Annotated in this window: 16 protein-coding genes and 1 pseudogene; 6 read left to right on the top strand and 11 right to left on the bottom strand. The window is 39.1% G+C overall.

The features are described 5' to 3' along the window. Positions 1-57 precede the first annotated feature (57 nt). Positions 58-4,272, top strand: a complete 4,215-nt coding sequence (locus RUH60_RS06615; RefSeq protein ID WP_313806641.1) for a choice-of-anchor L domain-containing protein — start codon at positions 58-60, stop codon at positions 4,270-4,272. A 107-nt stretch (positions 4,273-4,379) separates the two neighbouring features. Next, positions 4,380-5,432 (top strand): thiamine-phosphate kinase, encoded by a 1,053-nt coding sequence (thiL, locus tag RUH60_RS06620; protein WP_313806643.1) that lies wholly within the window; start codon positions 4,380-4,382, stop codon positions 5,430-5,432. Between the two features lie 38 nt (positions 5,433-5,470). Here thiL and RUH60_RS06625 read toward each other — a convergent pair whose 3' ends face one another. Then, complete coding sequence (locus tag RUH60_RS06625) at positions 5,471-7,012, bottom strand: glycine--tRNA ligase (RefSeq protein WP_313806645.1); 1,542 nt, start codon at positions 7,010-7,012, stop codon at positions 5,471-5,473. Positions 7,013-7,077: 65 nt separating this feature from the next. Then, positions 7,078-7,665, bottom strand: coding sequence for a hypothetical protein (locus tag RUH60_RS06630; RefSeq protein ID WP_313806647.1), 588 nt, complete (start codon positions 7,663-7,665; stop codon positions 7,078-7,080). A gap of 126 nt (positions 7,666-7,791) precedes the next feature. Between RUH60_RS06630 and RUH60_RS06635 the strand changes: the two genes are divergently transcribed. Together RUH60_RS06635 and RUH60_RS06640 are read left to right on the top strand one after the other, a co-directional pair. Continuing rightward, the gene (locus RUH60_RS06635; RefSeq protein ID WP_313806649.1) at positions 7,792-8,481 is read left to right on the top strand and encodes a ComF family protein; all 690 of its coding nucleotides are present in this window, start codon (positions 7,792-7,794) and stop codon (positions 8,479-8,481) included. 65 nt (positions 8,482-8,546) lie between these two features. Further along, positions 8,547-10,148 (top strand): Ig-like domain-containing protein, encoded by a 1,602-nt coding sequence (locus tag RUH60_RS06640; RefSeq protein ID WP_313806651.1) that lies wholly within the window; start codon positions 8,547-8,549, stop codon positions 10,146-10,148. Here the strand turns inward: RUH60_RS06640 and RUH60_RS06645 are convergent. The 4 genes from RUH60_RS06645 to RUH60_RS06660 all read right to left on the bottom strand — a co-directional run bounded on the left by RUH60_RS06645 (position 10,132) and on the right by RUH60_RS06660 (position 14,717). After that, positions 10,132-10,899, bottom strand: a complete 768-nt coding sequence (locus tag RUH60_RS06645; RefSeq protein WP_313806653.1) for an amidohydrolase — start codon at positions 10,897-10,899, stop codon at positions 10,132-10,134. The two genes, RUH60_RS06640 and RUH60_RS06645, sit on opposite strands and share 17 nt — an antisense overlap. An 85-nt stretch (positions 10,900-10,984) precedes the next feature. Continuing rightward, the gene (locus RUH60_RS06650) at positions 10,985-11,746 is read right to left on the bottom strand and encodes a succinate dehydrogenase/fumarate reductase iron-sulfur subunit (RefSeq protein ID WP_313806655.1); all 762 of its coding nucleotides are present in this window, start codon (positions 11,744-11,746) and stop codon (positions 10,985-10,987) included. A 93-nt stretch (positions 11,747-11,839) separates the two neighbouring features. Next, entirely contained in the window at positions 11,840-13,849 is a 2,010-nt protein-coding gene (locus RUH60_RS06655; protein ID WP_313806656.1) for a fumarate reductase/succinate dehydrogenase flavoprotein subunit, read from the bottom strand. 16 nt (positions 13,850-13,865) lie between these two features. Further along, positions 13,866-14,717, bottom strand: coding sequence for a succinate dehydrogenase cytochrome b subunit (locus RUH60_RS06660; RefSeq protein WP_313806658.1), 852 nt, complete (start codon positions 14,715-14,717; stop codon positions 13,866-13,868). A gap of 209 nt (positions 14,718-14,926) precedes the next feature. Between RUH60_RS06660 and RUH60_RS06665 the strand changes: the two genes are divergently transcribed. Together RUH60_RS06665 and RUH60_RS06670 are read left to right on the top strand one after the other, a co-directional pair. Further along, positions 14,927-16,219: an aminopeptidase P family protein gene (locus tag RUH60_RS06665; RefSeq protein ID WP_313806660.1), complete on the top strand. Its 1,293-nt coding sequence runs from the start codon at positions 14,927-14,929 to the stop codon at positions 16,217-16,219. A 121-nt stretch (positions 16,220-16,340) separates the two neighbouring features. Beyond that, on the top strand, positions 16,341-17,126 hold the full coding sequence (locus RUH60_RS06670; protein ID WP_313806672.1) for an alpha/beta hydrolase: 786 nt from the start codon (positions 16,341-16,343) through the stop codon (positions 17,124-17,126). Here the strand turns inward: RUH60_RS06670 and RUH60_RS06675 are convergent. From RUH60_RS06675 to RUH60_RS06695, 5 genes and pseudogenes are all read right to left on the bottom strand, one after another. Next, positions 17,123-17,791 carry an ATP-binding cassette domain-containing protein gene (locus RUH60_RS06675; RefSeq protein WP_313806662.1) on the bottom strand — a complete coding sequence of 223 codons (669 nt, stop codon included), beginning with the start codon at positions 17,789-17,791 and terminating at the stop codon, positions 17,123-17,125. The two genes, RUH60_RS06670 and RUH60_RS06675, sit on opposite strands and share 4 nt — an antisense overlap. Positions 17,792-18,081: 290 nt before the next feature. Beyond that, on the bottom strand, positions 18,082-20,844 hold the full coding sequence (locus RUH60_RS06680; protein WP_313806664.1) for a PD-(D/E)XK nuclease family protein: 2,763 nt from the start codon (positions 20,842-20,844) through the stop codon (positions 18,082-18,084). A gap of 63 nt (positions 20,845-20,907) precedes the next feature. Further along, a complete protein-coding gene (locus RUH60_RS06685; RefSeq protein ID WP_313806666.1) occupies positions 20,908-22,314 on the bottom strand; it encodes an OmpA family protein in 1,407 nt (468 codons plus the stop codon). A gap of 114 nt (positions 22,315-22,428) precedes the next feature. Beyond that, positions 22,429-23,619 carry a glycine C-acetyltransferase gene (kbl, locus tag RUH60_RS06690; protein ID WP_313806668.1) on the bottom strand — a complete coding sequence of 397 codons (1,191 nt, stop codon included), beginning with the start codon at positions 23,617-23,619 and terminating at the stop codon, positions 22,429-22,431. A gap of 35 nt (positions 23,620-23,654) precedes the next feature. Next, positions 23,655-24,253, bottom strand: a pseudogene (locus RUH60_RS06695) (ATP-dependent helicase); the annotation flags it as partial.

The following is a 24,253-nucleotide window of genomic DNA, read 5'->3' on the forward strand; positions in this document are numbered from 1 at the left end:
ATTCCTAGTTTAACAGCTTATATTTTGTATCTTTAATTTGCCCTATTCAGTATCTCTATGAGCAGAATTTATATCATATTGTTTTTCCTTATTGGTCTTATAGGCCAGTCACAAACCATTACTGTAGACGATACTAGCAATTCTGCTTCCGATTTAGTTTCTGTTTTACTGGGAAATTCTTGTATGGAGGTTTCGAATATATCGATTTCTTCACCGCAATCGGTCGCTTATTTTAACCGAAACGGTTCTTCCTTTCCGATTACGGAAGGCGTCATCCTGAGAAGCGGAACTGCCACACATACACAAGGCTCTTACACAGGTAACAACCTAAGCGGAACTGCATCTGGGGGCGGAAGTGATACTTTTCTCCAGAATTTGAGCAATACTAGTAGTGGCACCTCAACACCTTTGCTGGACTTAGCTTTTTTAGAATTTGATTTTGTGCCGGTTTCGAGCGCTTTCAGTTTTAATTTCCTATTTGCTTCCAACGAATACGGACAGTACCAATGTTTGTCGAATGATATTTTTGCTTTCGAATTAACAAATCTAAGTACCGGAGTTACAACAAATCTGGCGGTTGTTCCGGGAACAGCTAATCCGGTTTCGGTTAAAAACATCAAAAATGCGGCTTATAATAATACTTGCGGCTCTACCAATCCAAACCTCTTTTCCGTTTATAATGTAAACAACCCAGCAGCTTCTACTTTAAACATGAGAGGTCACACGGTTGTGCTGAATGCTTTTTCTACCGTTACACCAAATACCGCTTATCGTTTAAAATTAGTAATTGCGGATTATGGTGATGCCGATGTAGATTCTGCGGTTTTTATAGCTGCCGGAAGTTTTCAGAACGCCTTCAATTTAGGAAATGATCGGATTATTTGTACGGGTGATGAATCCCTACTCGACACCAACTTAGACAATTCTTATACTTACGAATGGCTGATGAACGGAAACCCGACCGGAATCACTACCCCTACTTACACGGTAACCCAACCTGGCACATACACGGTTAACATCACCAAAGGCACTTGTTTCCTGACGGACACCGTTGTCTTCAATGATTTATTGGTTACCAATCCTGTTAATTTACAAACTTGCAATACAGGAAGTGCTTCCTATTCTTTCAATCTGAGCACAAATGATGAAGCGAGTTTGGCTATTGATGATAGTGTATTCGATGTTTTTTATTATGCTTCTTTGGCTGATGTAGCATCAGACAATCCAATTCCTGCAGGAAATTTGTCGAATTATGCCAGCCCAGGTGCCGAAACCATTTATATTAAGATTTTCAACACGGAAACCAATCAGTTTTGTGATGCCGTTTATCCATTTGATTTGATTGTTACCAGCCCAGTGAATTCTGCTCCGGATTTTACAACAAGTATCTGTGACAGTAATTTTGGACAGACATTTGATCTTTCCAATTTGAACAACGGTATTCTTTTAGGACAACCTGCTTCCAATTTCAACATTACTTTTTACAGTTCGCTAACCGACGCCCAACAAGCCAGTAATAGTATCGGTACAATTCTAAACATTCCCGCCGGAACAACCAGCATCAATGTTTGGGCTTTAGTTCAGGATATAACCAATCCTAATTGTTCGGACATAACCGGAATCACTTTTAACATCAATCCGCTTCCTTTGGTCAGTTCGCATCCGATAGTAGTAGAATGTAGCAGTTATACTTTACCAACCATCGCGAATGGAACCTATTATAACGGACAAAACGGCACGGGTACGCAATACAATCCGGGAGATGTTATTGATGAATCCGGAACTTACTATATTTTTTCAGGCCCTGATGCCAACGGCTGTACCAATCAAACCTCCTTTGAAGCTTATTTTATTGAAGAATATGAACCCTCTTTTGACCATTGCGGCACCTTTAGTATTCCTGCACCTCCGTACGGCATTGGCGCTTTTTATACTGCTGCCGGAGGTCCATCTGGAGGAGGAACTTTATTACCAACTGGAACTGAGTTTACCAACACTACTCAAGCAACCATCACACAAAACATTTTTTATTATGCTGAAATGAATGATGTACCTTGTATTGACATCATGTTCACCATAAACATTCATCCTATTCCGCTGGTTGATGACCCTGCCGATGTAATAACCTGTGATTCTTATACATTACCAGCACTTACAAACGGAACATACTACTATATTGATTCTTCATCAGGAGTACCGCAACAGGTTTTTGTTTCACCTGGTTATGTTGTTTCACAAACGCAAACTATTTATGCTTACAATCAAATTATTTCGACCGATTACTATGGCAATCCTTGGTATTGTACTGCTGAAAATCCGTTTGTTGTTAATATTATAGATACCAATTTATTTACTCCACAACAAGCATGTGGCAGCTACACTTTACCTCCGGTTACCGTTGGTGGTTATTTTGATGCGCCAAATGGTGGAGGTAACCCTATTGATCCAGCCGAGCCAATTACTTCATCCCAAACCGTATACTATCACGCTCCTACAACATCGTTCCCAAACTGTACGGAGATTATGAATTTACATTTTGAAATTACCATTCATCCATTACCATTAGTGGATACTATACCTAGTGGCACACATTGCGGAGAGTTTATCTTACCAACACTTAATAATGGAACCTATTATACACTGCAAGGCGGCCCTGGAGTTATAGGTCAGACAGCTATACCTGCAGGTTCGCTTATCGATTTGTCCGGAATTAATTTAGCCCCGGGAACCTACTGGATTTATAATGGCCCTGATACCAACTTCTGTTTTAACGAAAGTTCATTTACCATTGGCATTACACCTTATCCTGTAACAGATGATCCAATCAATAGAATTGAATGTCAGCCTTATACCATTTCGACACCCATAAATGGAACGGTTTATACTGCACCTAATGGTCCCAACGGTTCTGGAACTGTTGTAAATGCAAGTGACACCTTCAGTAGCGATAATCTTTTTTATATGTATAATATTGATCCGGCTACAGGATGCGTTTTTGACAAACCGTTTCAGGTATATTATAACGGTATCAATCTACCTGATTTTGACGACATAGCTGCCTGCGATAGTTATACATTGCCAGTTTTAACACATGTCCCACCGGAATCAAGTGACAACTATAATATCGGGTATTTTTATGAACCCAATGGTGTTAACCCGGTTCCGAATGGTACAATCTTCACTTCCTCGAACACCCCTGACACGATTTATGTTTATGCGGTTAATGCTGGTCGCTTCGGGATAACGTGCATTGAAGAAAAATCCTTTACCATTACCGTTTCCGATACTCCGGTATTACCGACTATGACATTCCCTAGTGATAAATGCGGAAGTTACACCTTGCCAGCATTACCACCGGTAAGTTACAACATTGGTTATTATTCTAGTCCGGGTGGCGTGGGGTTAATTTCACCGGCCAATTATACTTTTTCAAATGCTGGTGATTATACGGTTTATGTTTATGCAACAGCGCCAAACAATCCTAATTGTAATGATGAGTTATCCTTTAATTTCACTGTTTATCCTTTACTCAATTTAACGTTAACAGGAGGTATTATTTGTGTGGATCCGATTACCAATACCGCACAGACCACTCATACTGTTAACACAGGGTTGAACCCGTCTCAATTCGATGCAGAATGGTACTTGAATGGAACACTAATGGGGACCGGTTTAAGTTACACGGCAAGTCAAGCAGGAACCTATACGGTGGATTTCATCAAACTTACTCCGGAATCTGGTGCTGATTGCAATTATGAATCTACTACGGTAACTATTGAACAATCCAGTGTGGCGGTTGCTAGTTATACATTATCCGGAGCCTTCGAAGACGTAATTGACATTACTGTAAATATTGATGCCGGATATGGCGAATATCTGTATCAATTGGAAGATGGCCCTTTACAAACCAGCAATGTATTTAGCAATGTACTTGCAGGAGAGTATACCATATCCATTTACGACACCAAAGCCAATTGCGGAAAAATAGAACTAACAGTAAACGTATTAAGTTATCCGAACTTCTTTACTCCAAATAACGATGGGATAAATGATTTTTGGAATATACAGAGTTTGGCAGATCAACCCGATTCTTATATTAACATTTACGACCGTTATGGCAAACTGCTGAAACAAATCAGTCCATCCGGAAAAGGTTGGGACGGAAAATACAATGGCGAAATGCTGCCTTCGACCGATTACTGGTTTCAGGTGTTTTACAAACTCAATGGCGAACCTAGAGAATTTAAAGCGCACTTTAGCATGAAACGCTAATTCAAAACCCGATTACAGTGTAATCGGGTTTTCTTTTGAAACTTTGTACCTTTGCTATCTTAAACTTAGCCACTCCATAACTTTGTAGCTTCGTAACTTTAAAAAAAATGATAGAAGATAAAAACCAACAACGTACCAGTATTGCCCAATTAGGCGAATTCGGTTTGATTGACCATTTAACCCAACAATTCGAAATCACCCAACCATCCACTATAAAAGGAATTGGTGATGATGCGGCCGTTCTGGATTTTAGCAATAAAAAAACGATCGTTTCCACAGATTTATTAATCGAAGGCGTTCATTTCGATTTGTCCTACATGCCTTTAAAACATTTAGGATACAAAGCCGTATCGGTGAACGTATCGGATATCTGTGCGATGAATGCAAAACCGACGCAAATCACTGTTTCTGTGGCGGTTTCCAATCGTTTCCCTCTGGAAGCTTTGGAAGAACTATACACCGGAATTGCCTTGGCTGCCAAAGTTTATAATGTGGATGTAATTGGTGGTGACACTACTTCATCACAAACCGGATTATTACTTTCCATTACCGCTTTGGGAGAAGCCGATGAAACTGAAATCGTGTATCGAAAAGGCGCCAACGCAACCGATTTATTAGTCATTTCAGGCGATATCGGAGCGGCTTATATGGGATTACAAGTTTTAGAACGTGAAAAACAAGTGTTTTTAGTGAATCCGAACAACCAACCGGATTTGGACAATTATACTTATTTAATTGAACGTCAGTTAAAACCGGAAGCTAGAATCGATGTTCGTGAGATTCTTGAAAAATTGGAAATTAAACCAACTTCAATGATTGATATTTCTGATGGTTTGTCGTCTGAAATCATGCATTTGTGCAAACAATCTGGTGTAGGGTGTAATGTATACGAAGACAAATTACCGTTAGATCCGCAATTCATCAATGTGTGCGAAGAATTCAATATTGACAGCACCACCGTAGCCATCAATGGCGGCGAAGATTACGAGTTACTGTTCACTATCAAAATGGACGATTACGACAAAATCAAAGGCAACCCGAATTTTACGGTAATCGGGCACATGACTCAAGAAAGTGAAGGCATTCATTTGGTGACAAGAGCCAATACAAAAATTGAACTAAAAGCGAGAGGCTGGAATGCTTTGAGCGAAGAGGCATAAAAAAAGGCTTTCCAATCGGAAAGCCTTTTACTTTTTATTTACATCTTCATCAACCAGTTTCGAACCGAAACCTCATTGCTGATAATATCTCTTAATTCAGAAATGGCAACACGGTCTTGCTGCATTGAATCACGGTGACGAATTGTAACCGTTTTATCTTCCAAAGTTTGGTGATCTACCGTGATACAGAAAGGCGTTCCTAAAGCGTCTTGTCTTCTGTAACGACGTCCTACCGCATCTTTTTCATCATAAGCTACATTGAAATCCCATTTCAAATCTTCAATGATTTGTCTGGCAACTTCTGGCAAACCGTCTTTTTTCACTAATGGTAAAACAGCTGCTTTTGTTGGCGCTAAAACCGAAGGCAAACGTAAAACCGTTCTGGTTGAACCATCTTCCAAAGTTTCTTCTTGTAATGCTTTTGAGAAAACTGCCAAGAACATACGATCCAAACCTACTGAAGTTTCCACTACGTATGGCACGTAATTTTTATTTTCTTCGGTGTCGAAATATTGTAATTTTTTACCGGAGAATTCTTCGTGGGCTTTCAAATCGAAATCGGTTCTGGAGTGAATTCCTTCTAATTCTTTAAATCCAAACGGGAAGTTGAATTCGATATCGGCAGCAGCGTTTGCATAATGTGCTAATTTTTCATGGTCATGGAAGCGGTAGTTTTCTCTTCCCAAACCTAACGACAAATGCCATTTTAAACGCGTTTCTTTCCAATACTCGTAGTATTTCATTTCTTCACCAGGCTTCACAAAAAACTGCATTTCCATCTGTTCGAACTCGCGCATACGGAAGATGAACTGACGCGCCACAATCTCGTTACGGAACGCTTTACCAGTCTGAGCAATACCAAACGGTACTTTCATACGACCCGTTTTTTGAACATTCAAGAAGTTTACGAAAATACCTTGAGCTGTTTCCGGACGCAAATACAAATCCATTGCGGTATCTGCAGAAGCACCTAATTTGGTTCCGAACATTAGGTTGAACTGACGTACTTCCGTCCAATTTTTTGAACCTGATTCCGGACAGGCGATTTCCAACTCTTCGATTAAAGCTTTTACATCGGCTAAATCTCCAGAATCTAAACCTTTAGCCATTCTTTGCAGAATCGCACTTTTTTGGTCCAAATATCCTTTTACTCTTTCGTTGGTTGCCACAAATTGCGCTTCATCGAAAGCATCACCAAAACGAGCCTTTGCTTTTTCAATTTCTTTTTGTGCTTTCTGGTTTATTTTTTCGGCATAATCCTCAATTAACACATCGGCACGGTATCTTTTTTTGGAATCTTTGTTGTCAATCAATGGGTCATTGAAGGCATCTACGTGACCAGACGCTTTCCAAGTGGTCGGGTGCATAAAAATAGCGGCATCAATTCCGACGATATTTTCATGCATCTGCACCATCGATTTCCACCAATAGTCACGGATGTTTTTCTTTAATTCAACACCATTTTGCGCGTAATCGTACACTGCGCTTAACCCATCATAAATTTCGCTCGACGGAAAAATAAATCCGTACTCTTTTGCATGCGAAATTACATTTTTAAATAAATCGTCTTGTTTTGCCATAGTGGCACAAAAGTATAAAATACGTCGTGAAAAAATAACACAAAACGTATCTTTTTAGCAGTTTTTTAATTGATTTTGTAGCTTGTAGACGCAATTACATCCTCCCCTTCAAGTAGACGCACGGAATAAGTACCAACTAAAGATTCGTGCTGGTACAGATTTACGAAGAAACAACCATCAGTAGGCCTTTGATCGTAGTAGATCTCTTTAATTAATCGAGCAGACGTTCCGGAATTCTTAATAACCCTTCCTTTCGGATTGATCAATTCAACCTTAATTTTTTTGTATCCTGACGGAATCAGTTTATTGGGTTGCAAGGTAAAACAGATACGCAACTGATCAATTTTGGATGATTTATTGGTTTCTACCACATCCTTACCAACCATACGCACACCTCTAACATTAAGATTAACGGCTGATAACTGTACTTTTTTGGCAATTGCTTTTTCTAAAACTTCAGGATGTTTTGCTTTTACATTCTCAGCGACAACTTTTTCAACGGAAGCATAATTACCTTGACCGACATAGCGGCTAACGGAATCGTAACGTTTTAAAATTTCAGATATTTGATTCTGATGTAAGTTTTTTTCTAAACTTAGCTTATCTTTAAGGCTGTCATTTTGCTTTTCTACAATGTAGAGCTTAAAGGACATGACTAACAGCCCAATGATTAAAAAACCAACACTGGTGGATGTGATACTAATATGTTTTCCTAGTGGCATTTGAGACAATTAATGATTGAAGCTACCTTTTATAAACCATACAGAAAAAAATAATCGATGAACGCCTTAAAAAATCTGTTGAATCTCCTTTTTCCGAATTTGTGCAACGGCTGTAAAACCCTGTTGCTCAGCAATGAAAAAACTATTTGTTTGCGCTGCCGACACGAATTGCCTTATACCAATCATCTGCAGCAGCCGGACAACGAAACCTTCAAGAAATTTTACGGAAAACTTCCGGTGGAGCACGCTTCTTCCATCGTTTATTTTCAGAAAGAAGGAATAACGCAACAACTAATTCACAATTTAAAATACAAAGGTACCGAAGAAGTTGGCCATTTTTTCGGTGCTTTGTACGCTGAAAACATCAATCAAAACCACATTCTTAAAACTGTCGATTATATCATCCCTGTTCCACTTCATCCGAAAAAATTACGAGAACGCGGTTATAATCAGGTGACGACATTTGGAAAAGCACTTGCGGCAAACTCTGGGAAAAACTATCTGGAAAACATTTTATTCCGCACTCAATATTCAAAAACTCAAACCCAAAAGAACATTATCGGGCGGGCGGAAGCCACCAAAGACATTTTTGACGTGAAATTCTCTGAAACCGATTATGGAAAACATTTTCTGCTCATTGATGATGTAATTACCACTGGAGCAACACTTCAGGACTGCGGCAGAGCTTTGCTGAAAATTCCCGGTGCTAAAATCAGTGTGCTGACTATCGCTTACGCGCAATCATAATTTTAGGAAAAACATTTCATTCGCAACAAATATAATCGTTATTTTGTGGCATAATTTGAGATCTGATGCTGAAGTCAAAATTTGTTTATACCGTTTTTCTATTCGCTTTATTCCTAACCAGTTGTGCGAAAAGAGGCACCATTTCCGGAGGTCCAAAAGATACTATTCCACCGGTATTGATACAAAGTGCTCCGAAAAATTTCAGCACGAATTTTAAAGGCGATTTCATTAAAATCACGTTCGACGAATACATCAAGGTGAAAGACATCACTAAACAGCTAATCATTTCGCCACCGATGAAGAATGCGCCGTACATCACGCCCATGGGAAGCGCGAGCAAATTCATCAGTATCAAACTGAACGATACACTTTTACCGAATACTACTTATAGTTTTAACTTCGGACAGAGTATTACCGACAACAACGAAGGCAATCCGTATTCCCAATTCAAATACGTTTTTTCAACAGGCGATTATATCGATTCGTTAAAAATTGGCGGTGTTATTAAAGATGTCCGTTCTAAGAAAGTAGATAATTTTGTCAACATTCAACTGTACGAAGCTGCGACATTCAACGATTCAACGATTTTTAAAGAACGACCGCGTTATGTGACCAATACATTAGACAGCGCTACCACCTTTACCCTGGAAAATCTGAAAGAAGGAAAATACCATGTCATCGCTCTTAAAGACGGGAACAACGATTTCAAATACAGTCCGAAAACTGACAAAATAGCCTTTTACAAAAAACCGATTCAAGTTCCGAACGATACTTTATTCCGATTGGATTTATTCAAAGAAGAAGTAGCTTTTAAAGCTGTAAAACCAGCTCAGGCGACTAACCAAAAATTGCTTTTAGGCTACGAAGGAACACTTAAAAAACCACAGGTTAAAGTTAAAAACGGCGCACAAGATATTTCGGTATTGGTAACCAAGTTTCCTAAAACAGATTCGTTGCAAATATGGCTTCCTAAACTTACTGTCGATTCATTGGAAACGGAAGTAACACAAGGAAATTACTCCAAGCGCTTTGTGACTAAAATCAAAGAAATGAAGGCAGTTGACATGCTTTCGTTCAAGGCAAAACTATCCGGAAACATTAATTTTAGTGATGTTTTTGCGGTAAATGCATCCATCCCGATAACTAAAATTGACAACAGTAAAATTACAGTAACTAAAAAAGATTCGTCGGCAGTTGCCTTCACAACCAAGTATCTCGATTTTGAACAGCAAATTCAAATTGACTTCAAAACCGAAGAAAGTGAAAAATACAAAATCACTGCTCTGCCAGGTGCGTTTACTGATTTTTACGAAGCTCAAAACGACACGCTTACCTACAACCTGAATACCAAAAAACTAACCGATTACGGGAATTTGAAAGTAACGTTGGAAAACGTAAACCGCTTTCCGGTGATTGTAGAATTGTTGGATAACAAAGAAACGGTGATTCTGTCCAAATATTCGGAAAAAGAAACCGTATTTAATTTCGAAGCAATAGAACCGCGTATGTACACCTTACGCGTGATTTACGACGATGATAAAAACGGCGAATGGACAACCGGAAACTATCTCGAAAAACGTTTGCCGGAAGAAGTCATCTACCTGCCAAAAGAAATTGACGTTCGTGCCAATTGGGATGTGGAACAGCCTTTTACTCTGACAGAGTAAAGCCGTCGCGGTCTTTTAAAAAACCGAATTTGTTGCGGTTGGCTAACATCAATTCTTTATCCAAACGCACGGAAAAAACCATTTCTTTTTCAGACGGTTCTACCATATAATTTCCTAAATAGTCAATAATTTGGGAATGGCCCGGATAATTGTTATCATTTTCGTCTTCTCCAATTCGATTTACACCGACTACATAGGTCATATTTTCAATAGCTCTGGCTTTCAATAAAGTGTCCCAAGCATGGATTCTCGGTTGCGGCCAGTTGGCTACATAAATCAACAAATCGTAATCGTCATTAAATCGGGAGAATACTGGAAAACGTAAATCGTAACAAATAAACGGAGCAATACGCCAACCCAAATAATTGATGATTTTGCGTTCGGTTCCTTTCGTGTAAACCTTATGTTCTCCGGCTAAGGAAAACAAATGGCGTTTGTCATAATACTCGACTTCGCCATTCGGAAAAACAAATAACATTCTGTTGAAGTAGTTATCCTGTTCCCGAATAACCATACTTCCCATAATGGCAATATTGCGTTGTTGAGCAGTTTCTTGCATCCATTGCACTGTTTCGCCATTCATATCTTCCGCTACTTCATGTGGATTCATGGTAAAACCGGACGTAAACATCTCAGGTAAAACCACTAAAAGTGTTTCTTCTGGAATATTTTGAATTTTAGCAGCAAAGTAATTTCGGTTGACTTCGGGGTTTTCCCAAAAAAGAGGCGCCTGGATAATCGAGATTTGCATAAAGAAACGTTTTGTTAAAAATAGTAAAAACAAAAAACGCATCCAACTATGCCGGATGCGTTTTCACATAAATTCGATTAAAAGCTTATTTCAAACTTGCTTTTAAGTATTCTCTGTTCATGCGAGCGATGTTCTCTAATGAAATTCCTTTCGGACATTCGATTTCACAGGCTCCGGTATTCGTACAGTTTCCAAATCCTTCTTCGTCCATCTGACGCACCATGTTTAGTACGCGATCAGTAGCTTCAACACGTCCTTGCGGCAACAAAGCATACTGAGACACTTTTGCACCCACGAACAACATCGCTGAACCGTTTTTACAAGTCGCCACACAAGCACCACATCCGATACAAGCTGCTGCTTCGAACGCTTTGTCTGCATCTGATTTAGGAACCGGAGTTGCATTAGCATCAATCGTTCTTCCTGAAGTATTTACAGAAACGAAACCACCCGCTTGCTGAATACGGTCAAAAGCTGAACGGTCTACCACTAAATCTTTGATTACTGGGAATGCTTTACTTCTCCACGGTTCAACGTAGATAGTATCACCGTCATTGAACATACGCATGTGCAACTGACAAGTTGTGATTCCGGTGTCTGGTCCGTGTGCTCGTCCGTTGATATACAACGAACACATCCCGCAGATTCCCTCACGACAGTCATGATCGAACGCTACCGGCTCTTTTCTTTCGTTAACTAATTGCTCGTTCAATTGGTCTAACATTTCCAAGAACGAACTGTCTGTTGAAACGTTGTCCAATTTGTATGTTTCCATACTTCCTTTCACCTTAGCGTTTTTTTGACGCCAGATTTTAAGGTTTATATTGATGTTCTTTTTAGAAGCCATAATTTTATTGTTTAAGTAGTTAGGAGTTAGTATTTAGGAATTCGTTTTTCCGCTCTTACTAATTACTGACCACTAATTACTGTTTACTAATTCTTATTTATAATTTCTAGCTGCGATTTTGATGTATTCGTATACCAACTCTTCTTTGTGAAGTACTTCTTTATTGATATCGCTGCCTTGGTATTCCCAAGCACCTACGAACTTGAAGTTTTCATCGTCACGAAGTGTTTCTCCTTCAGCATCTTGGTACTCTTCACGGAAGTGACCTCCGCAAGATTCTTTACGCTGTAAGGCATCCATCGCCATCAATTGTCCTAATTCCATGAAATCCGCCACACGAATTACTTTTTCTAATTCAGGGTTCAATTCGTCTGCACTTCCCGGAACATAAACATCTTTGTAGAATTCAGCACGTAAAGCATCGATTTCAGCAACGGCTTCTTTCAAACCTTGCTCGTTACGTCCCATACCTACTTTGTTCCACATGATGTTTCCTAAAGCTTTATGGAAATAATCAACCGATTTGGTTCCGTTGTTGTTCAAGAACATGTTGATTTGTTCGTTCACACGATTTTCAGCTTCAACGAATTCTGGTAAATCCGTAGAAATTGTTCCGGTACGAATTTCATCAGCCAAATAGTTAGAAACGGTGTAAGGCAATACGAAATATCCGTCCGCCAGACCTTGCATCAAAGCAGAAGCTCCCAAACGGTTCGCTCCGTGGTCTGAGAAGTTCGCCTCTCCGGCTACGAAACATCCCGGAATGTTCGTTTGTAAGTTATAATCCACCCAAACACCACCCATAGTATAGTGAACTGCCGGATAAATTTTCATTGGCGTTTCGTATGGGTTTTCATTGGTAATTTTTTGGTACATGGTAAATAAGTTACCATATTTTTCTTCCAACCACTGTTTTCCTAAAGCGGTAACTTCAGCGTCGGTAGGATGATGATTTCCTTTCGCGTAAGCTGCCTGTTTTCCTTTAGAAATAATTTCCGAAGAGAAATCTAAGTAAACGCCTTCGTTAGTGTCATTAGCCTCGATTCCGAAACCGGCATCACAACGCTCTTTTGCAGCTCTGGATGCTACGTCACGCGGCACCAAATTACCAAACGCAGGATATCTTCTTTCTAAGTAGTAATCTCTATCTTCTTCAGCAATTTGTGTCGGTTTTAATTTCCCTGCACGGATTGCTTCTGCATCTTCTTTTTTCTTCGGAACCCAGATACGTCCTGAGTTACGCAATGATTCTGACATCAACGTCAATTTCGACTGATTCGTTCCGTGTACCGGAATACAAGTCGGGTGAATCTGAACATAACAAGGGTTAGCAAAGAAAGCTCCTTGTTTGTGGATTTTCCACGCTGCCGTTACGTTCGATCCCATGGCGTTAGTAGAAAGGAAATATACGTTTCCGTAACCTCCTGAAGCAATGATTACAGCGTGTGCCGAATGTCTTTCGATATCACCAGTAATCAAGTTACGAGCGATAATTCCACGCGCTTTTCCATCAACTTTTACCAAGTCTAACATTTCGTGACGGTTGAACATTTGCACACGTCCTAAACCGATTTGTCTTGATAAAGCCGAATACGCTCCTAACAACAACTGCTGCCCAGTTTGACCTGCCGCATAAAACGTACGTTGTACCTGAGTACCTCCGAACGAACGGTTGTCCAACAATCCGCCGTAATCACGAGCAAACGGAACACCTTGCGCCACACACTGGTCGATGATGTTAGCTGAAACTTCCGCTAAACGGTGAACGTTTGCTTCACGCGCACGGTAATCTCCTCCTTTAATTGTATCGTAGAACAAACGATAAGTACTATCCCCATCGTTTTGGTAATTTTTAGCTGCATTGATACCTCCTTGCGCTGCAATCGAGTGCGCACGACGCGGAGAATCCTGAAAACAAAATGCTTTTACATTGTAACCCATTTCTCCAAGAGAAGCGGCTGCCGAAGCACCTGCTAATCCTGTTCCAACCACAATCACGTCAATTTTTGGACGGTTGTTTGGTGCAACAAGCTTTAAATGGTTTTTATGATTGGTCCATTTCTCGGAAATAGAACCTTCTGGTATTTTAGAATCTAACTTCATAATTTAGTGAGGTTGATTATTTAACAAAGTGAATGTAAAGTGGGATGATTGCAAATAAAATCGGAACGATTACTGCAAACAATTTTCCAAAAGTTTTAATCGCCGGTGTGAATTTATTGTTCACTCCTAACGATTGAAACGCACTCTGGAATCCGTGCAATAAGTGGAATGCCAAAACCCCCATTGCCAATACATATAAAATCGTAGCAATTAAACCGTATTTTGGATGTTGGAAAAATGCGAAGGTAATTTTGTGTAAATCTTTGTATCCTTCACCCACTTTAATTTTAGCCTGAGCGTTGTAAAAATCTTTACCGTGGTCGATATAGATTTGAGCACCCATTTCTTCCGCTTCTTTAGCATCTTTCGCTACTTGCATTACCGGAATATACGACCCGCTTGTGGTTACATACAAATCCTGCTTCTGTCCCATTACTTCAACCGTTGTAGCATAAATTGGCATCTTTTTATCAAAATGCATTTTAGCCCAAAAGTTCACCATGTGTGTAACGATGAAAATCAAAATTAACGTTCCTAAAATCGCCATGTTTCTGGAAGAAAAACCACTGTTAGCCGAAGCATTGTTTTTTGCATACCCGATTGGTCTTGCTTTAACGTTTTGATACGTTAACAAAAAACCATCGAAAGCATGGAATAAAATTGAAAAGTACGTTAGATAAGAAAGTAATTTTACCGCCGGATTGGATGTCATAAATAACGCGTACTGGTTGAATTGTAACGCATCACCAAAAATTAACTGAAGGTTTCCAGCCAAGTGACCTGCCAAAAACAAGCATAAAAATAAACCTGTAAGAGCCATCCAGTATTTTTTTGCAAGAGATGACTTTAAAAGCGCAGATTTTGCCATAGTATTTGTTTAGTATAATAGTTTTGTAAAAAAATCAAACAAAAATAAGCGTATTTCGTGGTACTCGCAAATGTTTATAGCTAATTTAGATTGAATTTAAAAACGAGTTAAAAAATCGAAGAAATTTAAATTTTAAAGCTTGTTTAACAGCTATTGCCCTCAAAGTTGTTAAATTTGGAATCTTATAATTTTTTCAAAACCATTTCAGTATGAAATACCATCAGATAGACCGTGATTTGTTCATCAAAAACCGACGCAAATTCACGGCACAAATGAAGCCGAACAGTGTGGCTGTTTTCAACTCTAACGATATTTATCCGGTGTCAGCCGACAGTACTTTACCGTTTGCTCAGCACCGTGACATCTTTTATTTATCGGGTGTGGATCAGGAAGAAAGTATCTTATTATTATTCCCTGACGCGCCTTACGAACATTTAAAAGAAATTTTATTTTTAAGAGAAACCAACGAACATATTGCCGTTTGGGAAGGCGAAAAACTAACCAAAGAAAGAGCTTTTGAAGTTTCTGGTATTAAAACCGTGATTTGGCTACAAGATTTCCACAAAACCCTGAAAGAAATCATGGCGTACGCCGACACAATGTACATCAACACCAACGAACATTACCGCGCGGCTATCGAAACCGAAACACGTGAGGCTCGTTTTATCAAATGGTGGAAGGAAAATTACCCGGCGCACAAAGTAGAAAAATCCAACCCGATTTTACAGCGTTTGCGTTCGATTAAAGAAAGTGAAGAAATCGACTTGATTCAAAATGCGTGTAACATCACCGAAAAAGGTATTCGTCGTTTACTTTCGTTCGTAAAACCGAATGTTATGGAATACGAAATCGAAGCGGAATTGGCACATGAATTCTTAAGAAATCGTTCCAAAGGATTTGCGTATACACCGATTATTGCTTCCGGAAACAATGCGAACGTGCTGCATTACATCGAAAACAACCAGCAATGTAAAGCCGGCGATTTAATTTTATTGGATGTAGGTGCCGAATACGCCAATTATTCCAGTGATTTAACCCGAACCATTCCAGTTTCTAGACGTTATACCGAAAGACAACGTGCTGTTTACGATGCCGTTTTACGTGTGAAGAACGAAGCAACCAAAATGTTAGTTCCGGGAACTTTATGGAAGCAATATCATGTAGAAGTTGGAAAAGTAATGACTTCCGAATTATTAGGTTTAGGATTACTAGACAAAGCTGATGTTCAAAACGAAAATCCAGATTGGCCAGCTTATAAAAAATATTTCATGCACGGAACGTCGCATCATTTAGGTTTAGACACGCACGATTATGGTTTATTGTACGAACCAATGCAGGCAAATATGGTCTTTACGGTGGAACCGGGAATTTACATTCCGGCGGAAGGTTTCGGTATCCGTTTAGAGGATGATGTGGTAATCCAGCAAAGTGGAGAACCGTTCAACCTAATGCGCAACATCCCGATTGAAGCTGAGGAAATTGAAAGTTTAATGAACTCATAGACTTCAGTCTTAGTTTACACCTAAAGCGGTTTACAATGTTGTGAGCCGCTTCTTTTTTAAAATAAAATTTAATTCTTCCGAAGTAAACAGTATTTTTGACGCTGAAAACCGTGACTCTACTGTGACTAAATTCATCCTCTTTAAAAACACCAAAATCGCGTATTCCGAAACCGGAAAAGGAACCGCTATTGTACTACTTCATGGGTTTTTGGAGAATTCGACTATGTGGAATTTCTACCTCGACGATTTGTCCAAAAAATACCGCGTTATCACCATCGATTTGTTGGGGCATGGTCAAACAGGATGTTTAGGCTACATCCATACGATGGAAGATATGGCCGACAGTGTTCAGGCGGTTTTACAGGAATTGCGTATTCGAAAAGCCCTTTTTGTTGGGCATTCCATGGGTGGTTATGTCGCTCTGGCTTTTGCAGAGTTGTATCCGGATAATGTGAAAGGAATTGTACTTCTAAATTCAACTTCCCGTGCCGATAGTGACGAACGTAAACTCAACCGCGACCGTGCTATAAAAGCCGTAAAACAGAATTACGCAACGTTTATCAGCATGTCGATCGCGAATTTGTTTAGTGAAGACAACCGCGAAAAACTTACCCTAGAAATTGAATCCGTAAAACAGGAAGCATTAAAAACGCCGCTTCAAGGTATAGTTGCAGCTTTAGAAGGCATGAAAATCCGAAAAGACCGCGAAGTGATTTTGCATTTTGCTCCGTATCCAATCTTACTGATTCTTGGCAAAAAAGATCCGGTTTTACCGTTTCAGGACAATCTTGAACAAATTGACGGTACAGCCATTCAACTGATTTCTTTTCCGGACGGTCATATGAGTCATATTGAAAACCAAGACCGATTGGGGAAAGTATTACTCGATTTTTTTAAAACCACTTAAAGCATCTCTTCCCAAAGATATCCTTTATCAATTAAGTCATTTTTATCTTTAAGATGATGTGTCTTTCCGGAAACCATCAAAATCAGTTTGGCAGAAACCGAAATGACGTTTCGATAATTGTGATCGGTTATAATCACTCCTTTCTCTTTTGCATTTTCCTTTAGCAAATCATTCACTTTTTCTGCCATAATGGGAGACAAACCATTATAAGGCTCATCAAGCAGCACAAATTTGGATTCATTCGACAGTATCAATTTTATTTCAAGATAACGCAATTCGCCTCCAGATAAATGCCTAATTTTTTTATCTAGTATCGACTGAATCATCGAATCGCTACAAAAATCATCAAATTTGGATTTCGCTATCGACAACTGAATAGCTTTTTTAACCGAAAACTGTTTCGGAATGAAATTATCCTGAGGTAAATAACTTATTTCTTTGAGCAATTCCGAAGTGGTTCTTTTTAGTTTTCCATCAATTCGAACAAACTTATAATCGGCAGAAACAATCCCAAAGATGATTTTTAAAAGGGTTGATTTTCCAGAACCATTTCTTCCAAGTAATCCGATAATATCACCCGTTTCACATTTCAGAAAAACATCTGAAACTACCAATTTATTGTTGAAATGCTTCTGAACACTATCGACTTCCAAAAGATGTTTCATAATTTATCTAATAAGAAAAATATAAATCGCAAGGCATAAAACCGTTACCATCAAGTTAATTAGTGCGGCACATATCCACAGCCTTAATTTTGACAAGCCGTTGTTATAATAAAACAAATAGGTGTCTTTATGATTTATTTCTTTTACAACAATACTACTGACAAAACCAAAGGTTGTGAAAACAGCAGAAAAAGCGTCAATCCCACCATAAAGAAGCGGGAGCAAAGAAATCATTAAATTGACTGGCAAGGTTGATTTATAAAATTCAAATATGTTTAAAAACTTCCTCATCAAATCAAACGCTCTTCAAACGAAACTTCCGGATTTAAAATTTCGGCAATCAACATCACAATTTCATCTGTAAAAGACTGGAGCATTTCTGCAGTAATAAATGTATCGGAAACTTTTTCTTCTTTCACACCAAAAGGCATAAACCCGGCTTTCATGTTTTTAAATGAAATGATTCCGGCTTCAATCGAAGTATCATTCGCTTCAGATTGATACATCAGTGCATAACACAACAACTGAATAATTTTGTCATTCTTAATATCAGTTGTCAAGCCTTCCCATGTTTTTAGCTGAACGTTTCTCAATTCCACTTTACCAGTTTTATAGTCGATGATTCGGATTCTATCATTGCGAAGTTCAATTCGGTCAACGTTTCCGGCTATTTTCACAGGATAAGGCAGGCGCTCGTCTTCGATTTCGCAACTTAATTTCGCTTCGAGTTGCAGTACTTTGACTGTGTTACCGTCTTCAATTTGTTTTTTCTCGGCATTCAGAAAATTGAATACATTTCTTTTGGCTACTTCAAAGGCTAAAAGATTTTTCCCTTTCTTAATCTCGCCTTCTTTATACACCAATCGGAACTGTTTTTCGACTTCCTCATTAGCCAAAAGCAACATCTGCTGTAAGATTTCCACAGTCAAAAAGGCATTCAGATAGGGTTTGTACAATTCTTCCAAAGCACCATGAATGATGGTTCCGAGTGTATTTAACGCAATGTTCTCTTCCACCTCCTCGACTTCCGAAATACGGAGAATTCGCTGGTTGTAAAACTGTATCGGATTGCGAATGTAGGTTGTTAAAGCAGAGGGCGAAAAGCCTTTATCGGTTGCAATTTCCTTTAAACGTTCCTGAACGCGTTCCGATTTTGCCACCACAATTGGTTCATAGGCTTTGTCTGGCAAATACGCATTGTAAATCTGATGACTCAACTCGTGATTGGGCTGTTTTTCGATTTCCAATTGGGTAATGAATCGGCTTTTTTCTCCGGCATCCAAACCTTCCGATTCGGTGTTGTAGAGCAAATAAACATTCTTGGCTCTTTGCAGCAAATGGTAGAAATGATAAGCATAAATCGCATCTTTTTCTTTATAAGTAGGTAAACCCAATTCGCGTTTCACATCATATGGAATAAATGTACTAGCCGATTTCCCAGCCGGAAAAACACCTTCGTTCATGGAGGTGATGATGACGTTTTCGAAATCCAAGACACGACTTTCCAAAACACCCATAATTTGCAATCCGGACAACGGTTCGCCTTCAAAAGACACTTCGGCTAAATCCACAACTTGTTTATACATGCTGTGCAAAACCTGTAAAGAATTGATTTGCTCGTATTTTTCCTGATAATTAATCAGTTTGTTGATCGTTTTATAAATAGAATAGACAAAGGCTTTGGTTACTTTTTCTTCTTCGGAATCATTTCCTAAAAATCCTTTGATGGTACGCAGAATTTGCGACAATCGCTGTAAAACTTGCAACACATCCGCTTCCCAACGGTCGAATAACTGATGGAAAAAATCGGTTACCTCAGCATCCATACTACTTAATCGGGTTTGCGAGAAAAAAGTAAGATTGTATTCGCCTATTTGTTTAACTACTTTTTTAGCATTGCTGTACGGTTCCACCAATGGATTGTTCAAGATATCCAAAACCTCTTTGTAGTAAAACGTATAAGAAGTTTCACTGCGCTGTAAGGCATTGATATGCAATCTGAAAAGTTTTGAAATTAAAATTTGCGCCGGATTGTTTTTGCTGCTAAAACCCATGGTAATGTTCAACGCATCTACAGTGTTGGGCAACGAATACAACAAGGGTAAAAGCACATTTTCCTCTCCCAAAACAACAGCGGTTTTATCTAAAGAGTTTCCACGCTCTTGAATTTCTTCTACTAATTTACCGGCAATTTTGGCTTGACCGACAGTTTTAGGAGTTCCGATGATTACAATCTTTTTACTATTACCAAATTCGTTAACAATCCACTCAAAAGGCTGTGACGTATACGGTTTCCATTCTTTTTTGAAACGTCGAATGAAAAGGCCGGCATCATGAAACGTATCTTGTAAAAACACCTGATCGATATCCCAATAAATTTTGGCTTGACCTTCAACCATAAGATGCTGAATAATTTTCTCTTCCGCACGATTCAAAGCGTTAAAACCGGCAAATATCAATTTACGATTGCCCAGATTTTCGGAATAATGAATCAGGTTGTCAATGGCTTCTTTATAAATCAATCCTTGATAACCGATTCCTTTACTTTTTAAAGAATGATACAGCGCCTCATAATATTTTGGCAAATTACTCCAAAATTCTAAATAGTTATTTACCAACTTAGTTGTATCCTCAGGCTCTAAATTCCATCGTTTTAAAACTTCGATGTCTTTCAAATACACAAATAAAGAATCCGGATTGTCGAGATAACGGTCTATTTCATTGAAATCCTGCAGTAATGTTTTTGCCCAATTGGCAAAACTTTCAAAATCTTCCTGTTTCTCCTTGGGTGTCAATTCGCAATACACCTGATAGAATTCAAATAACAATTCGATAGTATCGCAGGTTCGGATACCGGAAACTTCTTGAATAAAATCTTCAATACTTATAATTGTTGGGGAAAAAGCGGTAGCTGACAGTTGCTTTTTAAACGATTCCAATAAAAAAACCCTAGCTCTTTTATTAGGAAGTACTATGGTAATATCTGAAAGATGATTGGCGTTGTGCTGAAGCACTTCATAACTCAGCTTGTCGAGAAACGTTGGTTGTATCATAAGTATAAAAATAAAAAAAACGCTCCGATATTCGGAGCGTTTTCTATACTTATGTTTGGTAAATTATTTTACTAATTTAACTTCAACACGTCTGTTTTGCGCTTTTCCTTTTGCAGTTTTGTTAGATGCAATTGGTTTAGCCTCACCGTAACCTTCAGAAGTTAATCTGTCAGCAGCAACACCGTTCTCAACTAAGTAGTTTTTAACAGCTGCAGCTCTGTCTTGAGATAATTTCAAGTTCATAGCGTCTTTACCGTCAGAATCTGTGTGACCTTCGATGTGGAAGTTTGAAGATGGGTACTCTTTCAAGATAGCCACGATAGACTGTAACACTGGGTAAGTTTGTTTTTGGAACGAAGATTTACCAGAGTTGAATAAGATAGTCTTAGCGTAGTCATTTAATCTCTTAATAGCGTCTTCAGAAACCTCAGGACATCCGTTGTTAGCAACAGTTCCTTTTACTTCAGGACATTTGTCATCTTTATCAGCAACACCGTCTCCGTCAGTATCAGGCCAAGGACAACCAGCGTTTTCTTTTGGACCTTTCACGTCAACACATTTGTCATCTTTGTCAGCAACACCGTCACCGTCAGTATCAGGACAACCTTGCATTGCAGCAGGACCAGCTACTTCAGGACAAGCATCGTCGTTGTCGATGATTCCGTCTCCGTCTGTATCAGGACATCCGTTGAATTCTTTTGGACCAGCTACTTCAGGACAAGCATCGTCTTTATCAGCGATTCCGTCAGCATCAGTATCAGGACATCCTTGGAATTCTTTTAAACCAGCAACTTCTGGACAAGCATCATCTTTATCATAGATACCGTCACCATCTGTATCTTTACCTCCGAATTTGAAAGTAATACCCGCAAAATGCTGCAAGTGTGAAGCTACGTCTTGGTCTGGAATTCTTGTCTCATCAAATGAGTGTTTGTAAGTAGATTGTAAAGACAAACCAACTTGCTCTGTAAACCAGAACGTTAAACCTAAACCTCCGTTAACCGTTCCTGCAGAAGCATCACCTAAGAAAGTGTAACCTCCACCAACGTGTGCAGAAGGGTCTAACCATTTTGATTTTAACATATCCATGAAGCTATATTTGATAACCCCATCAACTCCATAATACATTAAATCACCAGGATTTGTAACGATATAATCTCCCGGAACTGTTGGTCTTTCCCAAACAAATTTATCAATTTTGTTTACCGACCCTGTAACTCCAAATGAAAAACCACTCCCAACATATCTTGACACATTAATGTAAGATACAGAAGGAACAACGTTCCAATAATCCTCTGCATTGAAATACTGAGAAAACTGATCTTCTACCGGAGAAGCAGCACTCACTCTACCACCATCCACTGCGTTAGCACCAAATGAGATAGCCCATGGATTGTTACTATCCTGTGCTTGAGAGCTTAATCCTGCAAACATAAGAGCAGCAACAAATAATCTGTTTAGATGTTTCATACTTTTTTTATTTAATTACAATACGTTATAATTGAGACAAAAATAATAGGTTCTTTGTTAACTACAAAGGATTTCGTTAAAAAAATCGCTTTTTCTTACTAAAAAAAACGCAATTTAAATTACATTCAATTGCCTACCAACCTTTGTAAATGAAGCAATTGCCTTATCCAAGTGTTCTTTTGAATGACCTGCAGAAAGCTGTACACGAATTCTCGCTTTGTCTTTTGGCACCACAGGATAGAAGAATCCGATTACATAAATTCCTTCTTTTAGCAACTCATCAGCCATAGTCTGCGACAATTTTGCGTCATAAAGCATCACTGGAACGATAGCTGAATCACCATCGATGATATCAAATCCTGCCGCTTTCATTCCTTCTTTAAAATAATTGGTATTCCATTCTAATTTATCACGCAACGAAGTGTCTTTTTCCAACAATTCGAAAACTTTAATAGACGCTCCAACAATCGCAGGCGCCAAAGAATTTGAAAACAAATACGGACGGGAACGCTGACGCAGAATTTCAATTACTTCTTTTTTAGCCGTTGTATATCCGCCCATAGCGCCACCTAAAGCTTTCCCTAAAGTTCCGGTGATGATATCCACACGACCCATTACGCCTTTGGCTTCCAGAGTACCTTTTCCGGTTGCTCCGATGAAACCAGCAGCATGGCATTCGTCTACCATCACCATCGCATCATACTTATCCGCTAAATCACAGATTTTATCTAAAGGCGCTACCAAACCGTCCATAGAGAACACTCCATCGGTTACGATTAATTTAAAACGATGACCTGCTTCGGTGGCTTTGATTAATTGTGCTTCCAAATCGGCCATGTTGTTATTCTCGTATCTGTAACGAGCCGCTTTACACAAACGCACACCATCAATAATGGAAGCGTGGTTCAAACTATCGGAAATAATACAGTCTTCTTCACCTAACAAGGGTTCAAAAACTCCGCCGTTGGCATCGAAAGCTGCTGCATATAAAATGGTGTCTTCCGTTCCGTAGAAATCAGCGATTTTTTGTTCTAAGGTTTTGTGAATATCCTGAGTTCCGCAAATGAATCGTACCGATGACATTCCGAACCCGTGTGTATCCAATGCATCTTTTGCTGCCTGAACCACTTCCGGATGAGACGATAATCCTAAATAATTGTTCGCACAAAAATTCAAAACCGTTTCGCCGTTTACTGTTATTTCCGCACCTTGTGGTGAAGTGATGATGCGTTCTTTTTTATACAATCCATTTTCTTCGATTGCTTTTAATTCCTTTTGTAGATGTTGTTTAATACTTCCGTACATTATATTGTGTGTTGGTTTATATTTTATCTGAATGCTTACAAAGGTACTACTTCTATAGTTTCTCCTATATATACTAAGGCTTTTTTCTTAACCGATAAACCGATGCTTGTCAAAGCCGATTCATAGCTTAGCAATTGCTGTTCGTATTTCTTCTGATGACTTCCGGTTTTGTAATCCAGCAGATACGCTTCCTTTTCATGAACCACAACCCGGTCCGGTTTTAAAGTGGCGCCGTTAGGAATAAGAATTGCCTGTTCATTGAAAACTTTTTTATCGGATGCAAAAAAATCGACCAATTCAGCAATGGAAACAACAGCAGAAAGTGTTGCAATAACTTCAGCTTTTTGAGACACTGTTATCAAGCCGTTTTCAATTGCCATTGCTGCGGCCAAATCAATATCATCTGCCGTTTTGACAAACGACAAAATTTCGTGCATGACATTTCCGAAAGCGATAGCAGCGCCTTGGTCGGTTCCCCACATGAGGGCTTCACGTTGGGCAATTTTGATTTTCTTCGGATCGAAAACTTCGGAAACAATTTCAATAGTCGGTTGTTTGATTATTTTTTCTTTCTCGTCTGAAACCCGATTGGGAGAGCCAAATTCAAACTCCAGCTTATCGTCCTGATACACTC

It is taken from the genome of Flavobacterium sp. (genome assembly GCF_032153895.1).
Classification (GTDB): domain Bacteria; phylum Bacteroidota; class Bacteroidia; order Flavobacteriales; family Flavobacteriaceae; genus Flavobacterium.